Origin of the sequence: Streptomyces sp. NBC_01750 (genome assembly GCF_035918095.1) — a bacterium.
GTDB lineage: Bacteria > Actinomycetota > Actinomycetes > Streptomycetales > Streptomycetaceae > Streptomyces.
In genome coordinates, this window is the sequence record NZ_CP109137.1 from 5,167,463 (window position 1) to 5,193,265 (window position 25,803).

Consider the following 25,803-nt stretch of genomic DNA (forward strand, 5'->3'; position numbering starts at 1 on the left):
CACTTGGTTGCATGATCAGTGATGAGGCTGATTCGCCCGCCAGTTGAGGGTTCGGATCTCCCTTTCAGCGTGCTTTGCCGAAGAACTCGCGGACGTCGCTGACGAGCAGGTCCGGGGCTTCCATCGCGAGGAAGTGGCCACCGCGGTCGAGTTCGGTCCACCGCACGACGTTGTGGTCGCGTTCGGCCCAGCGGCGGATGGTCACGTCGTGGGTGGAGACCAGTACGGCGGTGGGCACCGTCCCGCGCCGGTCGGCTGCCCAGTTGTCCTGGCCGTTGACCCAGCTGGTGTCTTGGGCGCTGTCGACGCTGGAGTCGGTGTTCCAGTCGTCGGCTGCGGCCTCGCTCCAGTCGTTCGCCGAGATCTCCTCGTAGTAGACCTGGGCGGCTGAAGCGGCGGTGCCGGTCAGCCAGTACAACGAGATCTCGGTCAGGATGCGGTCCCGGTCGATGCTGTCCTCGGGCACCCCATCTTCCGGGTCGGTGAACTCCTTGAATTTTTCCACGATCCAGGCCAGCTGGCCGACAGGGGAGTCGGTGAGGGCGTAGGCCACCGTCTGCGGCCGTTTGGAGTTGCACTGCAGGTAGCCGTCGTTGAAGTTCTGCATGGCCTGCCAGCGCCGTTGTTCGACTTCGGTGAGGCCGTCCATCTCGCCTTCCGCGCCGACCGGGAACGTGATCATCGCGTTGACGTGGATGCCGACGACGTGGTCCGGGGCCTGCTTGCCCATCTCCGGGGCGACCCACGAGCCGGTGTCGTAGCCCTGGACGCCGTAGCGCGCGTAGCCGAGGCGGGACATCAGCTGGGTGAGCGCCCCGGCCATCGTGGCCGCGCCCATGCCCGGCCCGGCCAGTGGGGTGGAGAACGCGAACCCCGGCAGCGAGGGGACGACCAGGTGGAAGGCGTCTGCCGGATCGCCGCCGTGCGCGCGGGGATCGGACAAGGGCCCGATGACATCGAGGAAATCCACCACTGAGCCCGGCCAGCCATGCAGCAGCATCAGCGGCGTGGCATCGGGCTCGGGGGAGCGTACGTGCAGGAAATGAATGTTCTGCCCATCGATGGCGGTCAGGTACTGGGGGTGCTCGTTGAGCGCCGCCTCGTGCACCCGCCAGTCGTAGGCGGTGCGCCAGTGTTCGGCGAGGTCCTTGAGGTAAGCCAACGGAACGCCGCGGCTCCAGCCGACACCGGGCAGCTCGTCCGGCCAGCGGCTGGCAGCGAGACGGGCGTGCAGCTCGTCGAGTTGGGTCTGCGGGATGTCGATGCGGAAGGAGCGGATGCCGGGTGTCGTGTTTGCCATGGCTGTGACGCTAGGGCTTGCTTAGGTCACTTCTGGTCCTAACCTTCGGGCAGTCTGGAGGCATGCTCGAGACCTCCGGGCGGCTGCTGAAGCTGCTCTCCTTGCTGCAGACCCACCGCGACTGGTCCGGCGCCGAGCTCGCCGAACGCCTCGCAGTCAGCCGGCGCACCCTGCGCCGCGATGTGGAGCGGCTGCGCGAGCTCGGTTACCCGGTGCACGCCACCCAGGGCGCCGCCGGCTACCGGCTCGGCCCCGGGGCCGAGCTGCCCCCGCTGCTGCTCGACGACGATGAGGCCATCGCCGTCGCGATCGGGCTACGCACCGCGGCCGGCGGCTCGGTCACCGGGATCGAGGAGTTCTCCCTGCGCGCACTCACCAAGCTGGAGCAGGTGTTGCCATCCCGGCTGCGGCACCGGGTGCACACCCTGCACACCGCTACCGTACGGGCCGGCGCGGTCCCGGCCCCCAAGGTCTCTGCGGACACCCTCATGGCCATTGCCGCGGCGTGCCGCCGACGTGAGCGGCTGCGCTTCGACTACACCAGCCCCCACCGCGGGCCAAGCATCCGCTCGGTCGAACCGCACAGCCTGGTCAGCTTCGGGCGCCACTGGTACCTGGTCGCCTGGGACACCGAACGCACCGACTGGCGCACCTTCCGCGTCGACCGGCTCACCCCACGCACTCCGACCGGCCCGCAGTTCAGCCCCCGCGAACTCCCCGACGGCGACGTGGCCACCTATCTGGCCCACCAGCTGTCGTCGCAGACGTGGCCCTTCCGGGCCACCATCACCCTGCACGAGCCCGCCGCAGCGGTCGCCGACCGCGTCTGGCCCGGCATGGGCGTCATCGAACCCGTCGACGACCACAGCTGTCTGCTGCACCTGGGCGCCGGCACCCCCCGCGACCTCGTCTGGATGATCACCTCGGTCGACGCCGACTTCACCCTCACCCACGCCCCACCCGAACTTGCCGACGCTCTGCGCACCCAAGGCTCCCGCTGCCTGAATGCCGTACGAGAGGTATAGGTCCCCCCATTTCATGCGGAGCCCGGTTCAAGAACACCGTCCGCGCGCAGGACGCTACCCCGGTCAGGCATGGCCACGGTTGTCGGACCGCAGTGGCAGGGTCGCCCCTACGACATGCTGGATGTGATCAGGCTGGCGCGCCAAGCGGGGCTGAATCATCTCGACGTCGACGATCCCGCGTTCGTGAGATGGGTCGGCGGAGGAAAGCACGAGTGGGTCCCCTGAGCGGGCGGATTTTCCGGCGTATCCGGGTCGTGCCCCGTCAGCAACAACGTGAGGCCCAGCACGGCGCCGAGCATCCCGCATGCGGCAGAGGGGGTCGGCGAGGCTCGCTGTTCCTATGATGCGCTGGCGTGCTTGTTCGAGCGCGCGGTGTCCCCCGGCAACTCGGGGAGGCAGAAGAGGGGGGACATGAACTACAACAACACAGCGAGCGCTGTGCGACGGGTGGCGGTCGCGCTGCTCGGTGCACTCGTATTGCTCGCGGCGACACTGGTGTCGGCGGAACCCGCGCAGGCGGCCTCGGCACTGCCGGGCGGCAAGAAGAACTGGGTGGTCGCCGTTGGTGGCCTCGACAGGCCGGAGGTGACCGACTACCGCAACTGGGTGCGGCTCGGCTACTACGAGTTCCATGAGAGCGGCACCGTCAAGACGAACTTCTGGGACTGGCACCAGCGTGAACAGCCGGAGCGGAAACCGGCGATGAACGCGGACTGCGACGGCGTTGACGTGCCGGTCTGCGACATCCGCACGGTCGAGGGCTTCGAGAACCCGTCCGCCGGGCCGTGGGGAGGATACGAGGGAACCTTCGTCTACGACCCCATCAGGTCGGTGGTCGTCGTGACATGGAAGAAGAAGGCCGACGGAACGGACCTTCCGCAGAGCCGCAGTGAGAGCTGGCAGCTGGAGACCGGGTTGGCCGGTGGCAAGGTCGCCCGCATCTCCAGTCCCACCTTCTACGAGAACCTTCGGCCGGAGGCGACGGTCCCCACATCCACCACGTGGGGCGGGGCGTTCTCGGACTACGGCGCCACTTTCGGCGTCGGGTACGGCAGCAACGCCGAGCTGGACGCGGCCAGCCGGGTGTCCATGGACGAACTCCTCACCGATGACGTGTACAGCAAGGAGCAGTACCGGGGTGCGAACGTCTCGGCCAAGGCCGGGATCGTGGGCCGTGAAGGGGCCGGCGGCGACTGGACGTTCAGCGGGGAGGGCGGCGAGAACCCGAAGGACCCGTGGAAGCGCTGCTCGGGTGCCGCGTGCATGGGCTTCCTCCAGGCCGGCACGACGTGTCTGGGGCAGGTGGACGACGTCGAACGGGTCCGCTACATCGGAGAAATCGGCGGTGGCAGGCGCAACCTGGAGGAAATCTGGTGTCAGGGCCTGGCTGCGAGCAGCGAGGACTGCTACCAGTACAACTCGCACCCGCGGCCCATGCTCCAGGTCATCGACGACTCCGGAAAGTTCCAGGGTTGGGTCGGCGTCGAGGCGTTCACCCATGTGAGCACGAAAACCAACGAGCCGGACCAGGATTGGTCCTCCGGCTACTGGAGCGTCTTCGACATGGTGTCGATGGACCATCTGCGGCCGCCCATACCGGCGACAGAGCTGCGCCCCCTGTCGAAGTTCGAGCTGTCCCACGGCAACAGCGTGGCATCGGGCGATCTGCGCTGGTTCCGAACCCTGGGCAAGGAGAGCGTGACGTTCGAGGGCGGCAACAAGGTCGTCAGCGGCTGCCGGTTCGTCGAGGTGGTGGTGTTCGCGGCCGACGGAACTAAGCAGGCGCGGACATCGAGTCCGTTCTGCATCAACTCGGGCGACCTGAACAGCACCCGCCAGTTCGAGGGGAACATCAGTTTCGCGGGCCTGCCGGAACCGACCCACGCCCAGATCACCTACTGGGTGGCGGACGACCAGACCGGCCCGTATGAGACCAAGGGCACCGTGCGGTGCACCGCGACCGACGGCGCGTGTGTCAGCTCGCCGCGCGACCCGGGGCCGGTGACCGTGTTCAAGCTGCGCCACGGCGCGAGCCTCGGTACCGGCGCGGTGTCCTGGTACAACCGGTCGACGAGGATCACCGGCAACAACCACATTGAAAGCGGCTGCCGCTTCGTCGAGATGGTCGCCACCGGGGCCAACGGATCGGTGCAGCGGGCCACCACCACGCGCCACTGCTCGGCCGGTGACCACCCCTTCGGCCAGGTCGAGTTCGACTTCGGAGACTTCGCCCCCCGCGACGTCGTCGTCACGTACTGGGCGTCCGACGATGCCGGACGCACGTACGCCACGAAGGAGATCCAGAAGTGCACCCGCACCGGATGCGTCACGGACAACACTGCGGCGGACTGGGTGACCGAGTTCCGTACGGAGCACGGAGCGAGTGTCGGCGCCGGGTCGGCGACCTGGTACAACCGGTCCGTCACCCTGAACGGCAACAATCATGTGGCCAGCGGCTGCCGCTTCGTCGAGATGGTCGCCACCGGGGCCAACGGATCGGTGCAGCGGTCCACCACGACCCGCCACTGCTCGGCCGGTGACCACCCCTTCAGCCAGGTCGAGTTCGACTTCGGAGACTTCGCCCCCCGCGACGTCGTCGTCACGTACTGGGCATCCGAGGACGGCGGGCTCACGTACGCGACGAAGGAGACGCAGAAGTGCACGCGCGGCGGCTGTGTCACCGACAGTGGGGCACGGGACGAGGTCACCGAGTTCCGGCTGACGCACGGGGCAAGCGTCGGGACAGGTGAACTGCAGTGGCTGGAACGGTCCGTGACGTTCATCGGCAACAACCACGTGGCGAGCGGCTGCCGCTATGTCCTGCTGACCGGGACCGGCGCGGACGGGTCGGTCAAGACCGCCTCGACGACCAAGTTCTGCTCCGCGGGCGACCATCCGTTCGGACCGCAGACACTCAACTTCTCGCTGGTGGATAACGGCGCGCAGCGCGTCGTCGTCGACTACTACGCGGACGACGGCTCCGGCTACCAACTGAAGGACAGCACCACGTGCACCCGTGCCGGAGGGTGCGTGTAGCACACACCGTGTGCCGTGGGCTTGGCGCCCTCAGATCCGCGCACCCCGCATGCCGAGGCCGGGGGGCACCCGTACAACCCAGTGGGTGCCCCCGTACGGCCCAATAGCGTGGATGGGCTGCGCGGAGCGGGCAGACGGATACACGACGCGGCCGTGAGAGATGGTCAGGACAGGCTCGCGGAAGGCATCGCGTACCTCTTTGGCTGCGCGGAACGCGAGGCTGCGGCAGTGTCCTCAACGTCGCGAAACCGAGTATGCCGCCGCGAACTCGCCTGACTGAGCAGGTCAGTTGTAGTCAACACGACTATGTGGCGGAGGATCGGTGCGAGGGGATGGACCTGCTGGTCACCCGTATGGGCGCCATCCGCGCCGGCAGCGGGGAGTTCGGCATCATTCCGGGGTCGATGGGCACCGGTTCGTACATCGTGAAGGGGCTCGGAAACGCCAAGTCCTTCAACTCGGCGTCGCACGGAGCCGGTCGGAAGATGAGCCGTAGCGCGGCGAAGCGGCGGTTCTCGACGAAGGATCTGGAGGAGCAGACGCGGGGTGTGGAGTGCCGTACGGACTCCGGCGTCGTGGATGAGATTCCGGGTGCGTACAAGCCGATCGAGAAGGTGATGGAGCAGCAGCGGGACCTGGTGCAGGTCGTCGCGAAGCTCAAGCAGGTCATCTGTGTGAAGGGCTGAGGGGCAGCAGACCACCTCATCAATGGGTCCCGGGCTGAAGGCAGCCCGGGGACCCGTTGCTGCCAGCGATCACTCTGCGCGCGGTCCCTTTAGACGAGGCGCCGGCCGTCATCCACGTGCTCAGTAGTGCTCGCTCACCGCACTGTGCGGGAGGACTCGTCGTGGTGGTCTTTCGGTACTCAGTTGCCACCCGTTGCCTCCCCCGGGTGGGGGAGGCGGATGCGTCCGGCGGGGGATGTGGCCGGGCGGGTAAGGCCGGAGGCTGGGATTCCTGCCGATGGAAGGGGAGTTCGGGTGGAGCGCTGGGATCGGGTCGGGCGGAGCGCTGCGTATGGGGCGGCTCTGGCGTTGTCGCCGTACTTGCTGATCAAAGTCTCGTGGGTGGTCGGCGCGCTGATGGGCGTGCTGCCGATCGGTGATGGGTCCCTGTCCACAGGTCGACTGTCACACGATGAATCCAGGTTGAAGGCGCGAAAGCGGAATCCACTATTCGCTTCCCATTCGAATTCGTTTAACAAAAAACATTCATTGGACATTCCTTTACTATCTCATAGTTGTGACTTGCATCACATTGACTTTTGGCGTTCGTAGGCGCGATTGTTACCCCGGTAGACTGCTCCGGACAAGAGTTAACAACGCTACGCGACGGGGGATTCAGAGAGTGCGATGGCGTATGCTTCATCCAACTCTTCGCCTGCGAATTGCAGTTGGATTCGTAGAGCGTTTCCTCAACACAATTATCACGCCTCTCATGGCCATTTACCTGGCCGCCGAGGTCGGCGCCGCGCTCGCCGGGTTACTCGTCTTCTTAGCCGTGGGAATATCGGTCGCCGCCAGCCTTTTCGGCGGTCCGGTCGCGGATGCGTACGGCCGCCGTATGCCGCTGATCGTGGGCACCGCCGGGTCGGCGCTCGCATTCGGGGGAATGGCGCTCTTTAGCTCTCCCTGGATCAATTCGGCCATCTCCGTCTATCTCTTCTACGTTCTCAATACCTCGCTCTCCAGCTTCGCGCTCCCGGCGAATGAGGCGATGATCGTCGACACGACATCGTCCGACGAGCGCAAGGGCATTTACACCCTGCAGTACTGGTCGGTGAATGTGGCTCTGGCCGCCGGCGCACTGACCGCCGGCTTCCTCTACGCCGACTTCTTCGCGGCCATGCTCGGAGTGGCCGCCGCCATCGCCGGCACCGCCGCCCTCGTCAGCGTCCGGTACCTGGCCGAGACCGCGCCGCAGCGCCCCGCGGGGCAGGCGGCCCCAAGGCCCAGCTCCATGCTGAGGATGAGCAGCCTCATCACCAGTTACACCGGGGTCCTCGAGGACTCCATGTTCCTGCGCCTGGTGCTCGGCATGACGCTCTGGCTGGGCATCGAGATGCAGATGGTCGGCTATGTCGCCGTGCGTCTCGCCGAGGACATGAATCCGCAGCAGTTCCTCTCCATCGACATCGACGGATACCGCATGCTCGGTATTCTCCGGTCCGAGAACACCCTGCTGATCGTCATCCTTGCGTTCTTCTCGGAGCGGCTCCTTCGTCATCTTCCGGACGGACGGCGCGCCTACTGGGGCATCGCGCTCTTCGCCGCCGGAATGGCCGCGCTCGGCTTCAGCAATTCTGTCATGCTGTTGCTCATCGCCGTCGCGGCCCTGACCGTCGGCGAGTTGATGCACATTCCGGTCATGCAGGCGATGCTCGCCGACCTGGTGCCGGAGCAGTCGCGGACAACGTATCTCGCGGTCTTCAAACTCAGTATTCAGGGCGGCCTGATCATCGCGTCACTCGGTCTCAGCTTGAGTGCGGTCCTGCCGCCCTGGGGGATGGCGGCTTCTTTCGTCGCCATGGCCGCCCTCATCATCGTCTCCTACCGACCCGTCATCGCACGTCTTGGCCAGCCGACTGCGGCCGATGCCACGGATGAGGCGCCGGGGAAGACGACGGGTGAGGCGTCGGTAGCGGAATCTGATTAGGAATGAGAAGACCAATGCCCGCAGTACCCCTGCACAACGTCCATGTCATCATCTTCAACCGGTGGCGGGACAAATACGCCGACTATCTCGCCTACCTCGACCACGACTCCTGCAAGGTCACCTATGTGACGACCGAGATCGGCCGGTCCGCCGTCCCGGACGAAGCCGCCGAGATCCTGGTCCTCGACGACGTCACCGACTACGACGCGGTACGTGCGGCGATCGACCCCGCCGTCACCCGTCATGGCACACCGGAGGCGGTCATCGCCCTGCAGGAGGGCGACCTCGCCGTCGCCTCCCGGCTGCGCGCCGAGTTCGGCTCGCGGGGGCGGCGCCCGGAGGAGCTGCACCACTTCCTCGACAAGGAGGCGATGCTCGAGGCAGCTCGAAGGACCGGGGTGGCCACGCCCATCTCCGAATTAGTCGTCTCCCACGGTGAGTTGGAGAATTTCGCCGCCGAAAACGGCTGGCCCATCATCGTCAAGCGCCTGCAGGGCAGGGCCAGCACGGGCATCCAGCGCCTGGACGGCCCCGCCGACATCGCCGGCCTGACGATCGACGCCGCCGACCCCGTCGTCGTACAGGAGTACCTGCCCCATCGGGTGTGCCACGTCGACGGCATCCACACCGGGCAGGACCTCGGCCCCTGGCGGCTTTCCGCGTACGAGAACGTGCCGGACTCCGCGACCACCGGGCCGCTGGCCTTCATGATGGGTGAGCCGGTCGGCTCGGTCGAGATCGACGACGCCGCCGCCAACGCCGCCGTGGAGAAGTTCCTCAGAGTCGTCATCCCCGGCATGTCGTCGAAGCCGTGGGTGTTCCACCTGGAGCTGTTCCTGTCCAAGGCCGCCGACGGCTACGACTGTGTCTTCCTCGAGGTCGGCTGCCGTCCCGGCGGCGGGGACATCCCGTTCGTCTGGCGGGAGGTGCACGGCATCGACCTGATGGAGCTGGAGTTCCATCTGCAGTGCGACGTGCTGCCCCGGCTGCGGCCGTTCCAGGCCGACGAACCGGTCGGCGGCTGCCTGCTCGTCCCGCTCTCCGGGCCCCGCCCGTGCCGCATCGCCGCCGCCAACTCGATGGTGGGCACCCCCGGCCCGTACGCCGAGGTCCTGCCGGAGGTCGGCTCCGTGGTGCCCGATCTTCGCGGCACGTACGAATTCATCGGCGGCCGGTTCCGCTACCGCGGGGAGTCCACCGCGGAGGTCACCCGGCAGATCCTCGGGACCGCGGCCGACTACGAGGTCCGCCTCGAGCCCGTCGAGGAAGCCGCGCCTGTCGCGTCCAACTCCCAGGTCGCGTCCGCCTCCCCGGTCGGGAGCTGACATGGCGATACGCATAGCAGTCATCGGGGGCCAGTCCGACATCCTGCGGGCCGCCGCGCACTACGGCCTCGACACCGTCCTCTTCCACGCACCGGGCAAGGCCGGCCCGGACTCCGCGGAGCTGTGCGAACAGGTCGTCGACGTGGACCTGTTGGACGAGGAGGCCATCGCCGCCGAGGTGCGGAGGGCCCACGCGGATCGGCCGTTCCGGCGGGTCCTGACCCTCACCGAACCCGGACTGCTCCCAGCCGCCCGGCTCAATGCGGAGCTGGGCCTCGGCGGCAACAGCCCGCGCACGGTCGAGCTGCTCAAGGACAAGTCGGCGATGCGCCTGCTCCTCGCGGACACCGGCCTCTCACCGGTGCGGCACCGCGTGGTGCAGGGCGCCGACGAGCTCGCCGCGTTCGTGGATGGCCTCGGCGGCCCGGCCATCATCAAGCCGCTTGACCACGGCGGCAGCGCGGACGTCCAGCGCATCGAGGGCCCGGCCGACGCCGACGCGGCCTGGCGCGAGGTCAAGCGCGTGGGCCGGTCCCGGATGCTGGCCGAGGAGTATCTGGAAGGGTCCGAGATCAGCCTGGAGGCGTTCTCCGTGGCAGGCCGACACACCGTCGTGGCGATCACCGACAAGCTGCTCGGCCCCCGCTTCATCGAGTTCGGTCAGGCGGTGCCCGCCGAGCTGGGCCCGGAGCTCACCGAGGCCTCAATCGCCTTGACCCAGCGCCTCCTTGACGCGGCAGGGCTCGTCGAAGGCCCCTCGCACACCGAGCTCAAGCTCACCCCTGCGGGCCCCCGGATCGTCGAGTCCCACAACCGCACCGGCGGCGACAGCATCCCCGAACTGGTCGAGCTCGCCTACGGAGTCGACCTCGTCCGGATGGCCGTCGGGCTGCCGCTGGAGCTCGAGACCTGGGACCACGCCGTACCGCCCGCCAAGGGCGGCGCGGCCATCCGGTTCATCGAGGCCGACCCGGGGACGGTCACCGCCGTGCGGCGGCCCACGGCCGAGCGCGACGGCGTATCCATCGCCCTGAAGGCCACCGAGGGCACCGTCGTGCCGCCCCTGACCTGGTCCGTCGACCGGGTCTGCGGCCATGTCATCGCCACCGGCCGCAGTGCTGCCGAGGCGATCGAGCGCTGTGAGCTCACCCTGCGGGACATCGACGTCGTCACCGCTCCTGCCCCTGCCCCTGCCCCTGCCCCTGCCCAAGGAGTGCGCCCATGACAGTGGACAGCGAGACAGTGGACAGCAAGGCACCCAGCATCACCATCGTGGGCGCCGGTCTCGGCGGCTCCCTCATGGCCGTCTATCTGGGCCTGCGCGGCTACCGTGTCTCGGTGTACGAGCGCCGCGAAGACCTGCGCAAAGACACCGACGACAGCAGCGGCCGCTCCATCAACCTGGGCCTCTCCGCACGCGGCATCCGCGCCCTGGACAAGGTCGGCCTGCTCGAAACCCTCTGGCAGCACACCGTCCCCATGCGCGGCCGGGTCATCCACCGGCCGGGCGCGGAACCGGCGTTCCAGGCGTACGGCACCGAGGACAGCCACATCCTCCATTCGATCCTGCGCGGCGACCTGAACTCCACGCTGATCGACCGCGCGGAATCCATGCCGAACGTGACCTTCCACTTCCGCAGCCGGCTCACCCGCCTCGACAAGGACAAGGCGGTCGCGTACGTCACCGACGAGGCCACCGGCCAGGAGTCGGAGGTCGCCGCGGACGCGGTCATCGGCGCCGACGGCGTGTACTCCACGGTCCGCGCCCAGCTGCACCGAGGTGAACGCGCCGACCTCCAGCAGGAGTTCATGGAGTGGGGCTACAAGGAGCTGACGATCCCCGCCGCTCCCGACGGCTCCCCGCAGGTGGAGATCGAGGCCCTGCACATCTGGCCCGGTGGCGCGGGCCTGATCGTCGCGCACCCGAACCGCGACAACTCCCTGACCGGCACGCTGTTCCTGCCGTTCGAAGGCGAGGAGAGCTTCGCTACCCTCACCACGCCGGACGCGATCCTGGGCTTCTTCCGCAAGCACTTCCCGGACGCCGAGGCGCTGATCCCCGATCTGCTCAAGGAGTTCGACGCCAACCCCGCCGGCACGCTGGTCTGCATCCGTACCAGCCCTTGGCAGCATGACGGCCGGGTCGTCCTGATCGGCGACGCCGCGCACGCGGTCTATCCCTTCTACGGGCAGGGCATGAACGCGTCGTTCGAGGACTGCCTGGAACTCGACGCGTGCATCGGCCGCCACCCCGGCGATCTGGACGCGGCCTTCAAGGACTTCGAGGACACCCGCAAGCAGCACACGGACGTCCTCAACGAACTCTCCAAGCAGAACTTCGTCGAACTCCGCGACCGCCTGGCCTCCCCCTGGCATGTCGCCCTGAAGAAAGCAGACTTGGCGCTCAGCAAGGCATTCCCCAAGGCGTGGATGCCGCTCTACACGATGGTCTCGCACACCACGATGCCGTACGGAGACGCGCTCGACCGCGCCGGGCGGCAGGACAGGGCACTGAAATGGCTGGCGGCCACCGCGGCCACAGGGGCGGCGCTCTCCCTCTTCCGGCTCACGCGCAGGGCCGCCCGGCGCGCGCACCGCACCACCATGGATGTGAGGTAGTCCGTGCTCATCGACTGGTCCTATCCCGACCGGCTCCTGCTGGAACTCGCCGACTTACCGCGTGACCCGCTGCCCGAAGCGGTACGCGGCCACGAGGCAGCGCTGCGCACGGTCGCGCGGTGGGCGTCCGACTACCTCACCAACCCGCACCCCGAGCTCGGCCGCAAGGGCCCGGTCTGCCCGTTCGCCCAGGCCTCCATGGATCGCGGCACCTTCTACCTCGGCCTGTACCGGGGTGTGCCCGCCGACCGTAACGAGGTGGCCGCCACCCTCACGTACTACCGGGACTGGTTCCTCGAGATGGGCCCGTCCCGTGGCACCGCCGCACAGTTCCGAACCATGCTCGTCCTCTTCCCCGACGTCCCCGCCGACGACCTGACCCGGTTCATCGACGAGAGTCAGGAAGCCCTCAAGATCGACTATGTCTCGCACGGCCTGATGATCGGCGAGTTCCACGACGCCCCACCGGACAAGGCCGGCCTGTGGAACGACGACTTCCGCCCGCTGCACAGCCCCGTACCGCTCCTGGCGATACGGCACATGGTCCCGACCGACCTGCCGTTCCTGAGCCACGACCGCGACTACATGGCGGCGTACCTCAGACGCTTCTCGTACGACGACATCCCTGCCCGGCTGCGCGCCATGGTGGACGAGGCCGCCACCACCCTCGGTTTCGAGGTGCCGAGTCCGACACCGTCGCCGAGGCCGATGGCACACACCGCGGAACTGACATGAGGAGGACCCATGCCGGTCACCCCCGGGCCTGACGAGCTCCGCCGCTATGTGGAGACGAACGAAGCACCGGCCCCCTACCTGGACTTCATCGGCGCGGTCTCCTTCCGGGCCGCGGGCGCGGGCTTCCGCCTCGGGGTCTTCGAGGAGCTGCACCGGGGCCCCCTCGGCGCGGCTGCCCTAGCGGGGCGGACCGCCACGGACGAGCGTGGCCTCACGGAGCTCCTGGAGGCGCTGGTCAGCTTCGGCTACCTGACCAGGACCGAGGGATCCGGGGAAGCCGAGGGGACCGAGGTGACGTACGCGAACACCGCCGCCACCGACACCTGGCTGCGCCTCGACGCTCCCGACGACTACGCCAGCGCCTTCTCCTTCTGGCAGGCCGTCATCGGCGAGCTGTGGACCGACCTCGAGGTGTCGGTCCGCAAGGGCAGCCGGGCCGTCGACTTCTACTCCTGGATCGAGCAACGTCCCAGCACACTCCGCGAGTTCCAGACCATGCTCAACGGCCTGGCCGAGTCCCTGAAGGACGACCTCGTCGACCTGATCCCGGTCCCGGCCGGCGCCACCCGTCTGCTCGACATCGGCGGCGGCCACGCCCGCTACTCGCTGGCGTTCTGCCGCCGTCACGACCGGCTGCGGGCGACGATCGTGGACCTGCCGGGCGCCCTGGCCATCGGCGCCGAGGCCATCGCGGCCGAGGGCATGAGCGACCGGTTCACGCTGCGCGAGGGCGACTGGCTGGGCGCGGACTTCGGCACCGGGCACGATGTGGCCCTGCTCTTCAACATCCTGCACGGCAACGGAGTCGAGGAGAACAAGGCCCTGCTGCGCGCGGCTGCCACCAGCGTCGCGCCCGGCGGGACGGTGGCGCTCCTGGAGCCACTGCCCGACGTCGACAAGGCAGCGGGCCGGCTCGGCGAGGCCCATGTGCGGCTGTTCAGCCTCAATCTCTTCCACACCCAGGGAGGCCGTACGTACAGCTTCGACGAGTACGCGGACTGGCTCACGGCGGCGGGCTTCGTGAACCCCCGCAGACAGGTCCTGGAGTCGGCCCCCACGGAGTGCTTGATCCTGGCTGACAAGCCCGGGGCCACGGCCGGTTGACCTGACCCGGGCACGGCGGCGGGCCAGGCGCCTACTAGCTCTGGCCTGCTGCTCTGCCCGCGGGTTCGGCGGCGCGAGGTTCGTTCTCCGGCGCGTTGCCGCTGCCGGGCGCCACGAGTCGATCGCTCCCCGATCGCACCGATCGGTGTCAGTACGACGGTGAGCGCGACCCCCGCCAGAATCGCCAGGGACGGCGCAGTCACCTTGAGCAGCGCCCCGGAGAGGGTGCCCGAGGCGGCATACCCGGCGCCCACAGCCCCGTACATCACGGGGTACGCCGCAGCGAGCTGGGCAAAGGACCGCCGGGTTTGCGGTGGCCGAAGGCGGCATCGAGGAGGGTGCGGGTGCCGCAGGCCACCAGCACGCTCAGGAAACCACCGTTCCCAGCCCCACTGCGATGTTCGGCAGCGGCAGGTCGAGGAGACCCAGCTCCAAGCCGTGCGCAGCACGGACAGCCCCCTCGACCCAGTCCCACCCAATGAAGGCGCCATGCATCCGTGGCGCAAGGCTCGCGCCGTGCATCAGTCGTTGCAGCCGGGGCCGTTGCGCGGGTTGATGCAGCTGTTGGTTCCGGGGCCGCCATTGTTGGTGTTCGTGCCGCGTCCGCCGTCCAGAGCGTCATCCCCGGCTTCCCCGAAGAGCCGGTCGTTGTCCTCGTCACCGTCGAGCCGGTCGTTGCCCCTGCCACCGCGGAGCTCGTCGTTGTCCCTGCCGCCGGAGAGGGTGTCGTCGCCGGTGTCACCGTAGAGGGTGTCGTTCTCCTCGCCACCGTAGAGGGTGTCGTTCTCCTCGCCACCGTCGAGCCGGTCGTTGCCCCTGCCACCGTGGAGATCGTCGTTGTCCTCGTCACCGTCGAGCCGGTCGTTGCCCAGGCCCCCGATGAGCTGGTCGTTGCCCGAGTCGCCGGAAAGCTCGTCGTTGCCCGGTTCCCCGCGGAGGTCGTCGTTGCCCGAGCGACCGCGGAGGTCGTCGTTGCCCAGGCCCCCGATGAGCTGGTCGTCGCCCGAGTCGCCGGAGAGCTGGTCGTTGTCGGCGTCACCGTTGAGGGTGTCGTTGCCCGGGCCACCGCAGATGCGGTCGTTCCCCCCGAGTGCGTAGACCGTGTCGTTGCCTCCGAGTGCGAAGATCACGTCGTTGCCGGGGGTCCCGACGATGATGTCGTTCTTCTCGGTGCCCACGATGGTGGGCCTGGTGTCCTCGCAGTTCGAGGTGGTCCCGTGCGTGGCTGCCATCGGTGTTCCCTGCGCGGCGGCCGTGGTCGATTTCCTCGGTGATCCCTGTGTTCCCGGTGTGGCCGCCGTCGTGGAGGTGGAAAAGACGAACAGCCCTCCGGTGACGAGGGCGACGATTGCGGGGAAGGACCGAGGACTGCCACTGCGCCGGCCGGAGCACTCAGCTCGAGCCGTCTTCGGGCGGTCGCCGGACGGGCGGGGCTCGAACATGGCTCGACTGTCTCCTTGGTGAGGTGCACAGCTGTCTCTTACAGACAGTCACACTCTCGCCCAACCCGCCTGCGCAAGGAGAGAGGAAAGAAGTTCATGTCACGGGCATTCCCCGCAGGTCACGGCCAATACACCGTGCCACCATGACCACTCCTTCGGCCGACGCCCGCACGGACCCGACGCGAGAGCCGGGCCCTCAGCCTGCCCCGGCCCCGAAAAGACCGCACCACACAAACACAGAGTCCCGTCAGCAAACCGACAGGGACGCATGAACGATCGAGGCTAGGATCGTTAATTTGTTCGATGATCGGCGGCAGGATGTGGGAATGGCGTTGGAACGTGATGTCCCTTCGGAGATTTGCGCCCGTGACCCTGGGGCCTGGCCGCGCGGGGTTGGGATCCCGAGTGATCTGTTGGCGGCGAAGGAGCTGGCGTATGACCCGAGTGGGTTCACGTGCTCACGGCCGTTGCCTGAAGCGGAGAGCGCTGAGTACGGGGCGTGCGAGTTCACCCTGGACGGCTTCTCGGTCAGGTTCCGTGTGGCCAAGACAACCCCGACGAAGGTCGGTCAGTTCGTCACGGTGTGGAAGAGGTCGGCGAGCGGGCCGATCCAGCCGTTCGACGCCGAGGATCCCGTCGATCTGTTCGTCATCAGCACTCGCGACGGTCGGCGGTTCGGACAGTTCGTGTTCCCGCGAGACGTCCTCTGCGAACGGGGCATCGTCTCAAAGAACGGTTCCTCCGGGAAACGGGCATTCCGCGTCTATCCGCCATGGGTGACGACCAGCAACCGCCAGGCTCGCAACTCACAGATTTGGCAGCTGAACCACTTCCTGCAGCTGCCTGAAGACGAGCCCATCGACAGGGCCCGGGCCCGCGCCCTGTTTCACCCCATGGCCGCCTCTGGCACAGACGGGGGTGGTCTGCCTCATTGAGCCGCGGGCGACAGTCGAGCCGTCCGCCTGATGGCCGGTCAAGACGGTTGGGGCAAGCCGCCGATGAGCAAGTGAGCGGACCGAAGAGACGGTGATCGGCAGGACCCGGACCAGCAGTGGCCCGGAGCCTGCCGATCACGCAGGGGCAGCTCCAACTAGGCCCACTGGGTGCGGAAGAGGCCGAAGCGGGACCTGGACCGTCGAGCGGAAGAGGCCGGCTGCGCTAGCTGCGGAGCGTGTCGAGGAAGGCGAGCGTGGCCTGGTTGTCCGCGCCTTCGGCGACGAGGGCTATGTGGTTGTCGGGCCGTACGAGGACCAGGGCGTCGCCGTCGATGCCGTAGGCGCGGCGGGCGTGGCCGTCGGTGTCGCGCAGTGCGGAGGCTTCCGTGCCGATGATGTGGGTGCGCACGAGGTCGCCGTATTTGTTCGCCACCTCGCGCAGTGCCGCCGAGGTGGCGGGCCCGAATCCGAGCAGTGTGAAGTGCGGACCGGTAAAGAGCTGGAAGAGTCGGATGCGGTTGCCTGTCGGGTCCGTGCACGGCGCGTCGGGGGCACGATCGCCCGGGTGCAGGGTCTGGTTTCCGGGGCCCGTGGCGAGCGAGCTCCACCGGTATCCCTGGGGAACTGCCGTCGTCAACGTGACTTCCGTGCCGTTGCCCGGCTCCTTGATGGCCGCCAGTACGTGTTCCAGCCGCTCGGTGGTGATCTGCAGGGTCCAGGCGGCGATGGGGAGGCGCTCCTCCTCGTAGGTGTCCAGCAGTGCGGAGCCGGCCTGGTGGGTCAGGGCGAGGGCAAGCTTCCAGCCCAGGTTGTAGGCATCCTGGATGCCGGTGTTCATGCCGAGGCCGCCAGCGATCGGGTGTACGTGGGCGGCGTCGCCGGCCAGGAACACGCGGCCGAGGCGGGACTGTTCGACCATGCGCACGTTGACCCGCCAGGTCGACCGCCAGGTGGCGTTGCGCAGCCGGACCCCGGCCACTTTTGCGTGGCGGTCGAAGAGCCTTTGGAAGCCGTCGAGCGTCGGCGGCATGGGTTCGCCGAGTTCGTCACGTTCGGGGCTCGCCTGCAACTGGAAGGAGCGCGTTCCCGGGACGGGCCACAGCATGATCGCGCCGGCCGGTGTGAACCACTGGTGCCAGAAGTCCCGGTCGAGGCCCTCGGCCTCCACGTCCCCGCACACCATCGACTGCATGTCCTCGGTTCGGCCCTCGAAGGGCACCCCGAGCGTTTCGCGGACGGCGCTGTGCCCCCCGTCGCAGCCGACCAGATAGGCGGCCTTCACGGTGCGTCCGTCGGTGAGCATGGCGGTCACGCCCTCCGCGTCCTGGGTGAGGCCGGCCATCTCCGTGCCGAGTTCGACCTGCACGCCGAACTGGAAAAGGCGGTGGCGAAGGATCTCCTCGATTCGCCACTGGCCGATGAACACGGCACTGTCGAATGGGGCGTCAGGGGTAGGTCCGTCGCCGGCGAATGGGTCGATGTCACTGACGTGCGCGCCGTCGAAGTACTTGCGGAACACCTGGTGCGTGGTGCCGTCGGCGACGATTCGGTGGGCAACGCCGAGGTCTTCGAGGACCTCCAGGCTGCGTGGGTGAAGGGTCTTGCCACGGGATTCGCGGTGGTGGGCAGGGCTCTTGTCGATGATGCGCACCGCGACGCCACGTCGGGCGATGTCGCAGGCCAGGGTGAGGCCGGTGGGGCCGGCACCCACGATCAACACGTCGGTCATCGAAGTCCTCTCACGTCGGGAGTGATCACCCAACCCGGCCGCCAGATAAAATGCAACCTGGTTACAAAAGTAACCGGGTTTCGCTGGTGGTGCTACGCTGACCGCCATGGAGCAAGCAACAGGACTGCGCGAACAGAAGAAGCTGCGCACCCATCAGCGCCTCGCGGCCACGGCGCTCCGGCTCTTCCTCGAGCGCGGCTTCGATGCGGTGTCCGTGGCCGACATCGCCGCTGCCGCGGAGGTGTCGAAGCCGACCCTGTTCCGGTACTTCGCCGGCAAGGAAGACCTTGTGCTCCACCGCTTCGCCGACCACCAGGACGAAGCCGCCCGCATCGTGCGCACCCGAGCCGCCGACCAGACGCCGGTGCAGGCACTGCACGAGCACTGCCTACTCGGCCTGCGCGACCGCGACCCGATCACGGGGCTCAACGACGACCCGGACGTCGTGACCTTCCAGCAGCTGCTCTACACCACCCCCAGCCTGCAGACCCGACTGCTTCACTACACCGAACGCGAGGCCGAGCTGCTCGCCGAGACGCTGCGGCAGGACGCCGACAGCAGCCTCATCGCACGACTCGCCGCTCTTCACCTGGTGACAGTGCGCCAGGAACTTGGGCGGCGAAACTGGCGCAAGATCGCCGAAGGCCGGAGCGCGGATGCGGTCTATCCGGAGGCAGTGGTCGACGCGAATCGCGCCTTCGGCATGCTCGCCACCGGCATGGACGCATTTCCTCGCCGCTCGGCGCACTGAGGACAGAACCAGTGATCGACAGGCCCCGGACCAGCAGTGGTCAGGGGCCTTGCGCTGTGATTGTGATTGTCGGAGCCTGGTGTCACAGCTCGCCTGCCCGGCCGGCCGTGGAGTTTGGAGGCCGAGCGGCCCCGCGCCCCGGCCGCCGCCGCGAAAACCTCCAGATGCTGACCGTGCTGCCGGCTGTGCTGCGTGTCGACCGGATCCCGGTCCCGGGACAGTCACATCCTCGGGCCGGGGCCGTATCAAGGGATCTCTTCGCCTCTCACTCGCCTCTCACTCAAACGGCACTCAGGGGAGGTGCGAACTGCCGACGGCTCACCTAATGGGAGCGGGAGACCGCGCCGCTCACGCGGTGGACGACCGACGACCGGTGGCGAAGGAGGCCCATACGGCATGCACCCCGACTACGCCGCGGCACTGCTCCGGGCGTTGTTCACCCAGCCCCCTGTCGGCCTGTACGTACTGGACCCCGATCTACGGATCGTGCGGTTCAATGCCGCCGCGCCGGGGGCGCAGCGCTTCAGTGAGAGTGAGGCCGTGGGCCATACCCTGCGGGACCTCGGGTTCGTCGTGGACGAGGTCGACCGCATGCTCCGCGGCGTGCTGGCCACCGGGGAACCGGTCAGCGACTTCCGGTACGAAGGCCGGCTGCCCCGCGGTCCCGATGGAGTGCGGGTGCTGACCGTCTCGGCATTCCGCCTCCTGAGCGCCGACGGCCGCACGCTGGGGGTCGCCGCCACGGTGGTCGACATCACCGAGCAGCACCGCGCCCAGCGACGGCTCGAACTGCTGTACCGCGCCGGTGGACACATCGGGACCACCCTGGATGTGTTCCGTACGGCGCAGGAGCTCGCCGATATCGCCGCGCCCGGCGTGGCCGACGTGGTGGCGGTGGACGTTCTCGACAGCGTGCTGCATGGCGAAGCCCCCGCTCCGGGGCCCTTGCTCAACCCGGTCACCCTGCGACGGGCGGGATTCCGGGCGGCCGCCCCGGAAGCGGTCCGGACCTCGTACGAGGTCGGTGATGTCAGGGTGATGCGGTACGGCAGCCCGTATGCCCAGTCCCTGACAGACCTGCGGCCCCGTCTCATTCGCACACTCGGAGCGGACGAACGGTGGCCGACCGGCGATCCGGCTGCCGCCCAGATACTTCGGGACGCGGGTGCGCACTCGCTCATGGCCGTGCCGGTGGCGGCGCGTGGGGTGGTCCTCGGGATTGCGGCCTTCTTCCGCACGGAGGGCTCACCGCCCTTCGAGGAGGCCGACCTGAGCGTCGCCGCCGACCTGGTGGCCCGTGCCGCGGTATGCATCGACAACGCCCGCCGCTACACACGCGAGCACACGCTCGCCCGCCTCACTCAACGGTCACTGGTGCCCGCCCGGCTGCCCACGCACACGGCCGTGGAGACCGCGTACACCTATTTGCCGGTGGCCTCCAGCGGCGCCTGGTACGACGTCATCCCGCTGTCCGGCGCGCGAGTCGCGCTAGTGGCGGGCGACGTGTCCGGGCGGGGCATGGGAGCCGTGACCACCATGGGACGACTGCGGACGGCAGTCACGGCCTTCGCCGCCATGGACCTGCCGCCCGACGAGCTACTCCAACGCCTCCACAGCCTGACCGAGGAACTCTCGTACGATCACCCGCCTGGGCAGGACGACCACAAGCCGCCGCTGACGGCGACCTGCCTCTACACCGTCTACGACCCCACCGAGCGCAGCTGTGTCTTCTCCTCCGCCGGGCACCCTCCGCCCATCCTCGGCATACCCGATGGCACAGTGCGGATCGTTGGAAGCCCGACCGGTCCCGTCCTGGGACGAGGAGCGTCCTCGTACACGATCACGCGCGTGGATGTGCCCGAGGGCAGCATCCTCGCCCTCCGCAACGCCGGGCTCATCCAGGGCACCACGGAAAGCCGGCTCCCCCTCTACCGGGAAGTCCTGGGCAGACGCACGGGAACTCTGCAGGACACGTGTGACGCCCTGGCTGCTGCGCTGCTCCCCGAGCCCCCCGACGACGACGCCCTGCTGCTACTCGCACGCACCCGCTCACTCGGCCCTCAGAAGCTGGCCTCCTGGACGCTGGCCAACGCCCCGGAGAGTGCCGCCGAGGCCCGCCGTCTGGTCAGCGGTCGGCTTGCGGAATGGGGCCTCACCGATCTCGACTTCACCACCGGGCTCATTGCCAGCGAACTGGTGACCAATGCCGTCCGCTACTCCGAAGGGCCGATCGGGCTCCGCCTGATCCGCGACGCTGTTCTGACCTGTGAGGTCGAGGACTTCAGCAACGCCTCACCACATCTGCGACACGCCGAGGACGACGACGAAGGCGGCCGCGGCCTGTACCTGGTCGCCCAGTTCAGCCAGGCCTGGGGCGCCCGACGTACGGGGAGAGGCAAGACCATCTGGACGGAGCAGACGCTCCTCTGACGCCGGGGGCGTGCCGCAGCCGTCAGAGCTCGCGGTGCACCTTGGAGTTGGAGGCCTGGGCGCGGGGGCGGACCACGAGCAGATCGATGTTGACGTGGGAGGGGCGGGTGACGGCCCAGGTGATGGTGTCGGCGACATCGTCGGCGGTGAGGGGCTGGGCCACGCCCGCGTAGACCTTGGCCGCCTTCTCCTCGTCACCGCGGAAGCGGGTCGTGGCGAACTCGTCGGTCCTGACCATGCCCGGGGCGATCTCGATCACGCGGACCGGCGTGCCGACGATCTCCAGGCGAAGGGTCTCGGCCAGGACACGGGCGCCGTTCTTGGCGGCGACATAGCCCGCGCCGCCCTCGTAGGTGGCGTGGCCCGCCGTGGAGGAGAGGATGACGACGGTACCGTCGCCGCTCCTGGTGAGCGCCGGGAGCAGGGCCTGGGTGGCGTGGAGCGTGCCGATGACATTGACCTCGTACATCGTGCGCCAGTCGGCGGGGTCGCCGGTGGCGACGGGGTCGGCGCCGAGTGCGCCGCCTGCGTTGTTGACGAGGACGTCGCAGCGGTCGAGGGAGGCGGCGAAGGTGTCGACGGCCGGGCGGTCGGTGACATCGAGGGCGTATGCGGTGGCCTGGTAGCCCGCGCCGGTGAGTTCGGCGGCGAGTGCCTCGACGCGGTCCTTGCGGCGGGCGGTGAGGATGACGTGGTGGCCGGCGGCGGCCAGTTGCCGTGCGGTGGCGGCACCGATGCCGCTGCTGGCTCCGGTGACGACGGCGACGGGGGTCCCAGCGGCGGTCATGACGTACTCCTCGCGCGTGTGATCGATATGCGGCCAGGATAGGCGGCCCTGCGGCGGGTCGCGGAGTCAGCGGCCGCGCGGGGCGTACATGATCACGGCCATGCCTGCCAGGCAGACCAGGGCTCCGAGCACGTCCCAGCGGTCGGGGCGGTAGCCGTCGGCGACCATGCCCCAGGCGATCGAGCCCGCCACGAAGACTCCGCCGTACGCGGCGAGGATGCGGCCGAACTCGTCGTCCGGCTGGAGGGTGGCGACGAAGCCGTACGCACCGAGGGCGATGACTCCCGCGCCGATCCAGATCCAGCCCCGGTGCTCCCTGAGCCCTTGCCAGACGAGCCAGGCTCCGCCGATCTCGAAGAGGGCGGCGACGAGGAAGAGAGCGGCGGAACGGGCGACAAGCATGGATGCAGGTTGTCATGCACGAGGTCGGGGACTCGCCGGAGCTGATGAGTAATCAGGTGTGATCGGGAGCAATAGGTATCTTCTGTGTGCGATGCGTAAGGCGCTGTGGGCGGTGTCCGCAGCGGCGGTGATGGTGATCGGCTCGGGGGCAAGCGCGGTCGCGGGTGGCCGGGTGATCGCGCCGGAGTCGGATGTGGCGCACCACGGCCAGGTCTCGCTGACGGACGGGCGGCTCGCGGTCTGGCTGCTGAGTGAGAGCTACGGTCCCTCAAGCCTCACGGACTCGACCGTGCGGCTGACCTTCTCGGTGCCCCTGGCCGGAGGGCAGGCACTGCCGCCCGGATGCCTGTGGTCCGGGGACCGGGTGGTGCTCTGGGCCACGGGTGAGCTGCGGGCGGGCGGGGGCGGACGGCAGGCCGCGCTCGATCTGAGGACGGTGGGCACACCGGACGAGGTGGTCGTGACCATCGGTACCCAATGGAACGGCGGCGCGACCGACCGGAACACGCAGAACAACGAGCACCGAGTGCTGGTACCGGCGACCGGGGACCCGTACGTCTTCTGAGCGGGTGCCTCCCCGGTGGGCGGCACAACGGGGGCGGGCCGCGTGACAGGTGCTCGGTGTCGTCGACCCTATGGCGCCGATATCGCCCATGGCGCAGGTATCCCGCCGCCACCCACACCGCATCGTCGGTGGGCGCGGTCGGCGTCGGCTCGCAGTCCGCGCCGGCGGGCCGTTCAGCGGCCGGCTGCCCAGGCGATATAGCCGTCGGGGCGGATCAGGAGTGCGGTGCGGCGGTCCGTCGTCCAGTGTGCCCGCATGACGCGGCCGGGGGCGGCCGGGGCGGCAGGTGTCTCACCTGCCGGGCCCACCAGCACGAACTCGCCCTTGCGCAGCAGTTCGTACAGCCGGCCTTCGGCGAGCTCCAGGTCCGGTGCGCGCCTGCCCGTGAGGCGATGGGCGCCGCGCGTGGTGCCGTACGAGATGCCGATCCCGGAGATCATGCCCATCGCTTTGTCGGCGGCGGGACCGACCGCGTTCAGGAACCGGGAGGCGAGGGAGCGGGCCGCACGCTGAAGCGGGGTGTGGGCCATGGCGAGGCGGACGATGCTGCCACTGCTGCGCAGCACCATCGCGCCGACGCGGTGCCGCTCGGTCTGGTAGCTCTCGAGCAGGGCCTCGGGGTCGGGGGCATCGCCGCGGAGGGCCGAGGCGAGCTTCCAGGAGAGGTTCGCCGCGTCCTGGAGGCCGGTGTTCATGCCCTGGCCCCCGGCCGGGGAGTGGACGTGCGCGGCGTCGCCGGCGAGGAAGACGCGGCCGGTCCGGTAGGAGGGGACCTGGCGCTCGTCGCTGTGGAATCGGGAGATCCAGCGGGCGTCGTGCATGCCGTGGTCAGTGCCGAGGGCGAGGCGGGCGATCTCGCGTACCTCCTCGAGGTCGACGGGCTCGCTGTCGGGGACCTGGCGCTTGCGGTTCCAGCCCATGACCCGGTACCAGCCGTCGCCGAAGGGGGCGATGAAGGCGAAGGCGTCGCCCGTGCCATTGACTGTGAGCAGGTCCGCGGGCTCATCGGTGAGCTTTACGTCCGCGAGGACGATGGACCGGATCACGGAGACACCGGGGAACGGCAGGCCCAGGGACTTGCGCACGGCGCTGCGCACTCCGTCGGTGCCGACCAGATAGCGCGCCCGGAGGGTGGTACGCACGCCTTCGGCGTCCTGGATCTCGGCGGTGACCAAGCCCGCGTCGGAGCCTGCCTCGGAGCCGGAGCCGGAGCCGGAGCCGGAGCCGGAGCCGGAGCCGGCGGACTGATGCAGGCCGAGCAGCTCCGCCCCGTACCGGAAGTGGACGCCGGTGGACAGCGCCCGGCGCTCCAGCAGGTGCTCCACCTCGTACTGCGGGGTGATCAGCAGATAGGGGAAGCGGGACGGCAGCTTGGACAGGTCCAGCGAGAGCCGGCCGAACAGCCGCAGGCCGGTGATGGGAGTGCCCTTCTTGACCAGCTCGTCGGCCAGTCCCCGGGCGTCGAGCAGTTCCAGCGTGCGGGCGTGCACCCCGAAGGCGCGCGTCATATTGCTGGTCTCGTGCGCACGGCGCTCTATGACCGTGACCGAGATGCCCGCCGCGGCGAGGTCGCCCGCGAGCAGCATCCCGGTGGGGCCCGCGCCCACGACGAGGACGTCGGTGATGTCGCCCGCCGCATCGGCTGCGCCGGATGTTCCGTTGGTGCTGGGCTTGCCGGTCATGGCTTTGCCTCCTGAGTGCCAACGATCGTTGGTCAACGCTTGTTGGCAAATGTAGAACCCTCGATACTGGCGTGTCAACACTTGTTGGCCTACAGTTGTTGGCATGACGACGGAAGCCCCCGGCGGTCCACGCCGCTCCGATGCCACCAAGGCCGCGATCCTCGAAGCCGCCCGCGAGCGCTTCGCGGCCGACGGCTATGAGCGCGCCACCATCCGTGCCATCGCGCGCGACGCCGGAATCGACCCGTCGATGGTCATGCGCTACTACGGAAACAAGGAGGGGCTGTTCGCCGCAGCCTCCGAATTCGACCTGCGACTACCGGAGTTGGGTGCTCTGCCCGGCAAGCACATAGGCGCGGTCCTCGTCTCCCACTTCCTCGACCGGTGGGAGCAGGACGAGGTGCTGACCGCTCTGCTGCGGGCCAGCGTCACCAATGCCGCGGCAGCCGAGCGCGCGCACCAGATCTTCAAGGGGCAGCTCGGGCCCGTCGCCGCCGGCGTCTGCCCGGACCCCGCGGAGGCTCCCCGCCGAGCCGCGCTCGTCGCCTCGCAGATCCTGGGCATGGCACTCGCCCGCTATGTGCTCCGCTTCCCGCCCGCCGTCGAGATGACCCGTGAGGAGGTGGTGAGCTGGCTGGCCCCGACCGTCCAGCGTTATCTGACGGACGCGCGGCCATAGCCGGTGCCGCTGGGCCTGGGCGGTCGAGCCTCCGCCGGGTTGCGCCGAGCCTGCGCCGTACAATCTCTGCATGACGCAGAAGAGTACGGCCGACCGCAGCGGGCTGATGAAAGAGCTGGGCACCGCGTCGCGCCGCTACATGGCTTCGTACGCCCTCTTCAACCAGGCGCTCGCCGACCATCTGCAGCTGCACCCCACCGATCTGCAGTGCCTCAATCTGCTCAGCCTGGAGCCGGAGCCTGTCACCACCGGCCGGGTCGCTGAGCTGACCGGACTCACCACCGGGTCCGCGACGCGGCTCGTCGACCGGCTGGAGAGGGCCGGGTATGTCACGCGCGAGCGCGACACCGCGGACCGGCGGCGGGTGCTCGTGACCCTCGTGCCCGAGCGGATGGCGGAGTTCGGCGCGGTGTGGCAGAAGCTGAACGGCGCCTGGTTCACGATGTTCGACGCGTACAGCGACGACGAGATCGCCCTGCTCACGGCTCATATGCGACGGACCGTGGAGCTCAGCGCCGCGCAGGTCGAGCGGCTGCGCGGCGGGCAGCTCTGAGCCACTGACCACCGCGGTACGGCTCCGGCGCCACCGCTCTTACGGCATT

22 protein-coding genes are annotated in these 25,803 nt (G+C 68.7%); 16 read left to right on the forward strand and 6 right to left on the reverse strand.

Going from position 1 to position 25,803, the window contains the following annotated elements:
- Nucleotides 1-64: 64 nt before the first annotated feature.
- The gene (locus tag OG966_RS23425) at nucleotides 65-1,300 is read right to left on the reverse strand and encodes an epoxide hydrolase family protein (protein WP_326651755.1); all 1,236 of its coding nucleotides are present in this window, start codon (nucleotides 1,298-1,300) and stop codon (nucleotides 65-67) included.
- A gap of 62 nt (nucleotides 1,301-1,362) precedes the next feature.
- Between OG966_RS23425 and OG966_RS23430 the strand changes: the two genes are divergently transcribed.
- The 10 genes from OG966_RS23430 to OG966_RS23475 all read left to right on the forward strand — a co-directional run bounded on the left by OG966_RS23430 (nucleotide 1,363) and on the right by OG966_RS23475 (nucleotide 13,799).
- The gene (locus OG966_RS23430) at nucleotides 1,363-2,325 is read left to right on the forward strand and encodes a helix-turn-helix transcriptional regulator (RefSeq protein WP_326651757.1); all 963 of its coding nucleotides are present in this window, start codon (nucleotides 1,363-1,365) and stop codon (nucleotides 2,323-2,325) included.
- 69 nt (nucleotides 2,326-2,394) lie between these two features.
- Nucleotides 2,395-2,550 carry a hypothetical protein gene (locus OG966_RS23435; protein WP_326651759.1) on the forward strand — a complete coding sequence of 52 codons (156 nt, stop codon included), beginning with the start codon at nucleotides 2,395-2,397 and terminating at the stop codon, nucleotides 2,548-2,550.
- A gap of 186 nt (nucleotides 2,551-2,736) precedes the next feature.
- Entirely contained in the window at nucleotides 2,737-5,361 is a 2,625-nt protein-coding gene (locus OG966_RS23440) for a hypothetical protein (RefSeq protein ID WP_326651760.1), read from the forward strand.
- A 272-nt stretch (nucleotides 5,362-5,633) separates the two neighbouring features.
- Nucleotides 5,634-6,047 carry an RtcB family protein gene (locus OG966_RS23445; protein ID WP_326655334.1) on the forward strand — a complete coding sequence of 138 codons (414 nt, stop codon included), beginning with the start codon at nucleotides 5,634-5,636 and terminating at the stop codon, nucleotides 6,045-6,047.
- Between the two features lie 673 nt (nucleotides 6,048-6,720).
- Nucleotides 6,721-8,016 (forward strand): MFS transporter, encoded by a 1,296-nt coding sequence (locus tag OG966_RS23450; RefSeq protein WP_326651761.1) that lies wholly within the window; start codon nucleotides 6,721-6,723, stop codon nucleotides 8,014-8,016.
- Between the two features lie 14 nt (nucleotides 8,017-8,030).
- Nucleotides 8,031-9,341 (forward strand): ATP-grasp domain-containing protein, encoded by a 1,311-nt coding sequence (locus OG966_RS23455; protein ID WP_326651762.1) that lies wholly within the window; start codon nucleotides 8,031-8,033, stop codon nucleotides 9,339-9,341.
- 1 nt (nucleotide 9,342) lies between these two features.
- Nucleotides 9,343-10,566: an ATP-grasp domain-containing protein gene (locus OG966_RS23460; protein WP_326651763.1), complete on the forward strand. Its 1,224-nt coding sequence runs from the start codon at nucleotides 9,343-9,345 to the stop codon at nucleotides 10,564-10,566.
- Nucleotides 10,563-11,960, forward strand: coding sequence for an FAD-dependent oxidoreductase (locus OG966_RS23465; protein ID WP_326651764.1), 1,398 nt, complete (start codon nucleotides 10,563-10,565; stop codon nucleotides 11,958-11,960). Before OG966_RS23460 ends, OG966_RS23465 begins: the two co-directional genes overlap by 4 nt.
- Nucleotides 11,961-11,963: 3 nt before the next feature.
- Nucleotides 11,964-12,695 (forward strand): DUF6875 domain-containing protein, encoded by a 732-nt coding sequence (locus OG966_RS23470; protein WP_326651765.1) that lies wholly within the window; start codon nucleotides 11,964-11,966, stop codon nucleotides 12,693-12,695.
- Nucleotides 12,696-12,704: 9 nt separating this feature from the next.
- A complete protein-coding gene (locus tag OG966_RS23475; protein WP_326651766.1) occupies nucleotides 12,705-13,799 on the forward strand; it encodes a methyltransferase in 1,095 nt (364 codons plus the stop codon).
- A 521-nt stretch (nucleotides 13,800-14,320) separates the two neighbouring features.
- Here the strand turns inward: OG966_RS23475 and OG966_RS23480 are convergent.
- Nucleotides 14,321-15,031 carry a calcium-binding protein gene (locus OG966_RS23480; RefSeq protein ID WP_326651767.1) on the reverse strand — a complete coding sequence of 237 codons (711 nt, stop codon included), beginning with the start codon at nucleotides 15,029-15,031 and terminating at the stop codon, nucleotides 14,321-14,323.
- 536 nt (nucleotides 15,032-15,567) lie between these two features.
- Here OG966_RS23480 and OG966_RS23485 point away from each other — a divergent pair.
- Nucleotides 15,568-16,176: a MepB family protein gene (locus OG966_RS23485; RefSeq protein WP_326651768.1), complete on the forward strand. Its 609-nt coding sequence runs from the start codon at nucleotides 15,568-15,570 to the stop codon at nucleotides 16,174-16,176.
- Between the two features lie 223 nt (nucleotides 16,177-16,399).
- Here OG966_RS23485 and OG966_RS23490 read toward each other — a convergent pair whose 3' ends face one another.
- Nucleotides 16,400-17,905 carry an FAD-dependent monooxygenase gene (locus OG966_RS23490; RefSeq protein ID WP_326651769.1) on the reverse strand — a complete coding sequence of 502 codons (1,506 nt, stop codon included), beginning with the start codon at nucleotides 17,903-17,905 and terminating at the stop codon, nucleotides 16,400-16,402.
- 106 nt (nucleotides 17,906-18,011) lie between these two features.
- On the opposite strand from OG966_RS23490, the gene OG966_RS23495 reads away from it, so the two are divergent.
- On the forward strand, nucleotides 18,012-18,656 hold the full coding sequence (locus tag OG966_RS23495; RefSeq protein ID WP_326651770.1) for a TetR family transcriptional regulator: 645 nt from the start codon (nucleotides 18,012-18,014) through the stop codon (nucleotides 18,654-18,656).
- A gap of 396 nt (nucleotides 18,657-19,052) precedes the next feature.
- A complete protein-coding gene (locus OG966_RS23500; RefSeq protein ID WP_326651771.1) occupies nucleotides 19,053-21,086 on the forward strand; it encodes an ATP-binding SpoIIE family protein phosphatase in 2,034 nt (677 codons plus the stop codon).
- A gap of 22 nt (nucleotides 21,087-21,108) precedes the next feature.
- On the opposite strand, the gene OG966_RS23505 is transcribed toward OG966_RS23500, so the two are convergent.
- Together OG966_RS23505 and OG966_RS23510 are read right to left on the reverse strand one after the other, a co-directional pair.
- Nucleotides 21,109-21,873, reverse strand: a complete 765-nt coding sequence (locus tag OG966_RS23505; protein ID WP_326651773.1) for an SDR family NAD(P)-dependent oxidoreductase — start codon at nucleotides 21,871-21,873, stop codon at nucleotides 21,109-21,111.
- Nucleotides 21,874-21,939: 66 nt separating this feature from the next.
- Nucleotides 21,940-22,275 (reverse strand): YnfA family protein, encoded by a 336-nt coding sequence (locus OG966_RS23510; protein ID WP_326651774.1) that lies wholly within the window; start codon nucleotides 22,273-22,275, stop codon nucleotides 21,940-21,942.
- Between the two features lie 91 nt (nucleotides 22,276-22,366).
- On the opposite strand from OG966_RS23510, the gene OG966_RS23515 reads away from it, so the two are divergent.
- Nucleotides 22,367-22,840, forward strand: coding sequence for a hypothetical protein (locus tag OG966_RS23515; RefSeq protein ID WP_326651775.1), 474 nt, complete (start codon nucleotides 22,367-22,369; stop codon nucleotides 22,838-22,840).
- A gap of 173 nt (nucleotides 22,841-23,013) precedes the next feature.
- On the opposite strand, the gene OG966_RS23520 is transcribed toward OG966_RS23515, so the two are convergent.
- A complete protein-coding gene (locus OG966_RS23520; protein WP_326651776.1) occupies nucleotides 23,014-24,522 on the reverse strand; it encodes an FAD-dependent monooxygenase in 1,509 nt (502 codons plus the stop codon).
- Between the two features lie 103 nt (nucleotides 24,523-24,625).
- Between OG966_RS23520 and OG966_RS23525 the strand changes: the two genes are divergently transcribed.
- Both OG966_RS23525 and OG966_RS23530 read left to right on the forward strand, forming a co-directional pair.
- Nucleotides 24,626-25,201 carry a TetR/AcrR family transcriptional regulator gene (locus tag OG966_RS23525; RefSeq protein ID WP_326651777.1) on the forward strand — a complete coding sequence of 192 codons (576 nt, stop codon included), beginning with the start codon at nucleotides 24,626-24,628 and terminating at the stop codon, nucleotides 25,199-25,201.
- 70 nt (nucleotides 25,202-25,271) lie between these two features.
- A complete protein-coding gene (locus OG966_RS23530; RefSeq protein ID WP_326651778.1) occupies nucleotides 25,272-25,754 on the forward strand; it encodes a MarR family winged helix-turn-helix transcriptional regulator in 483 nt (160 codons plus the stop codon).
- The last annotated feature ends 49 nt before the right edge of the window (nucleotides 25,755-25,803 follow it).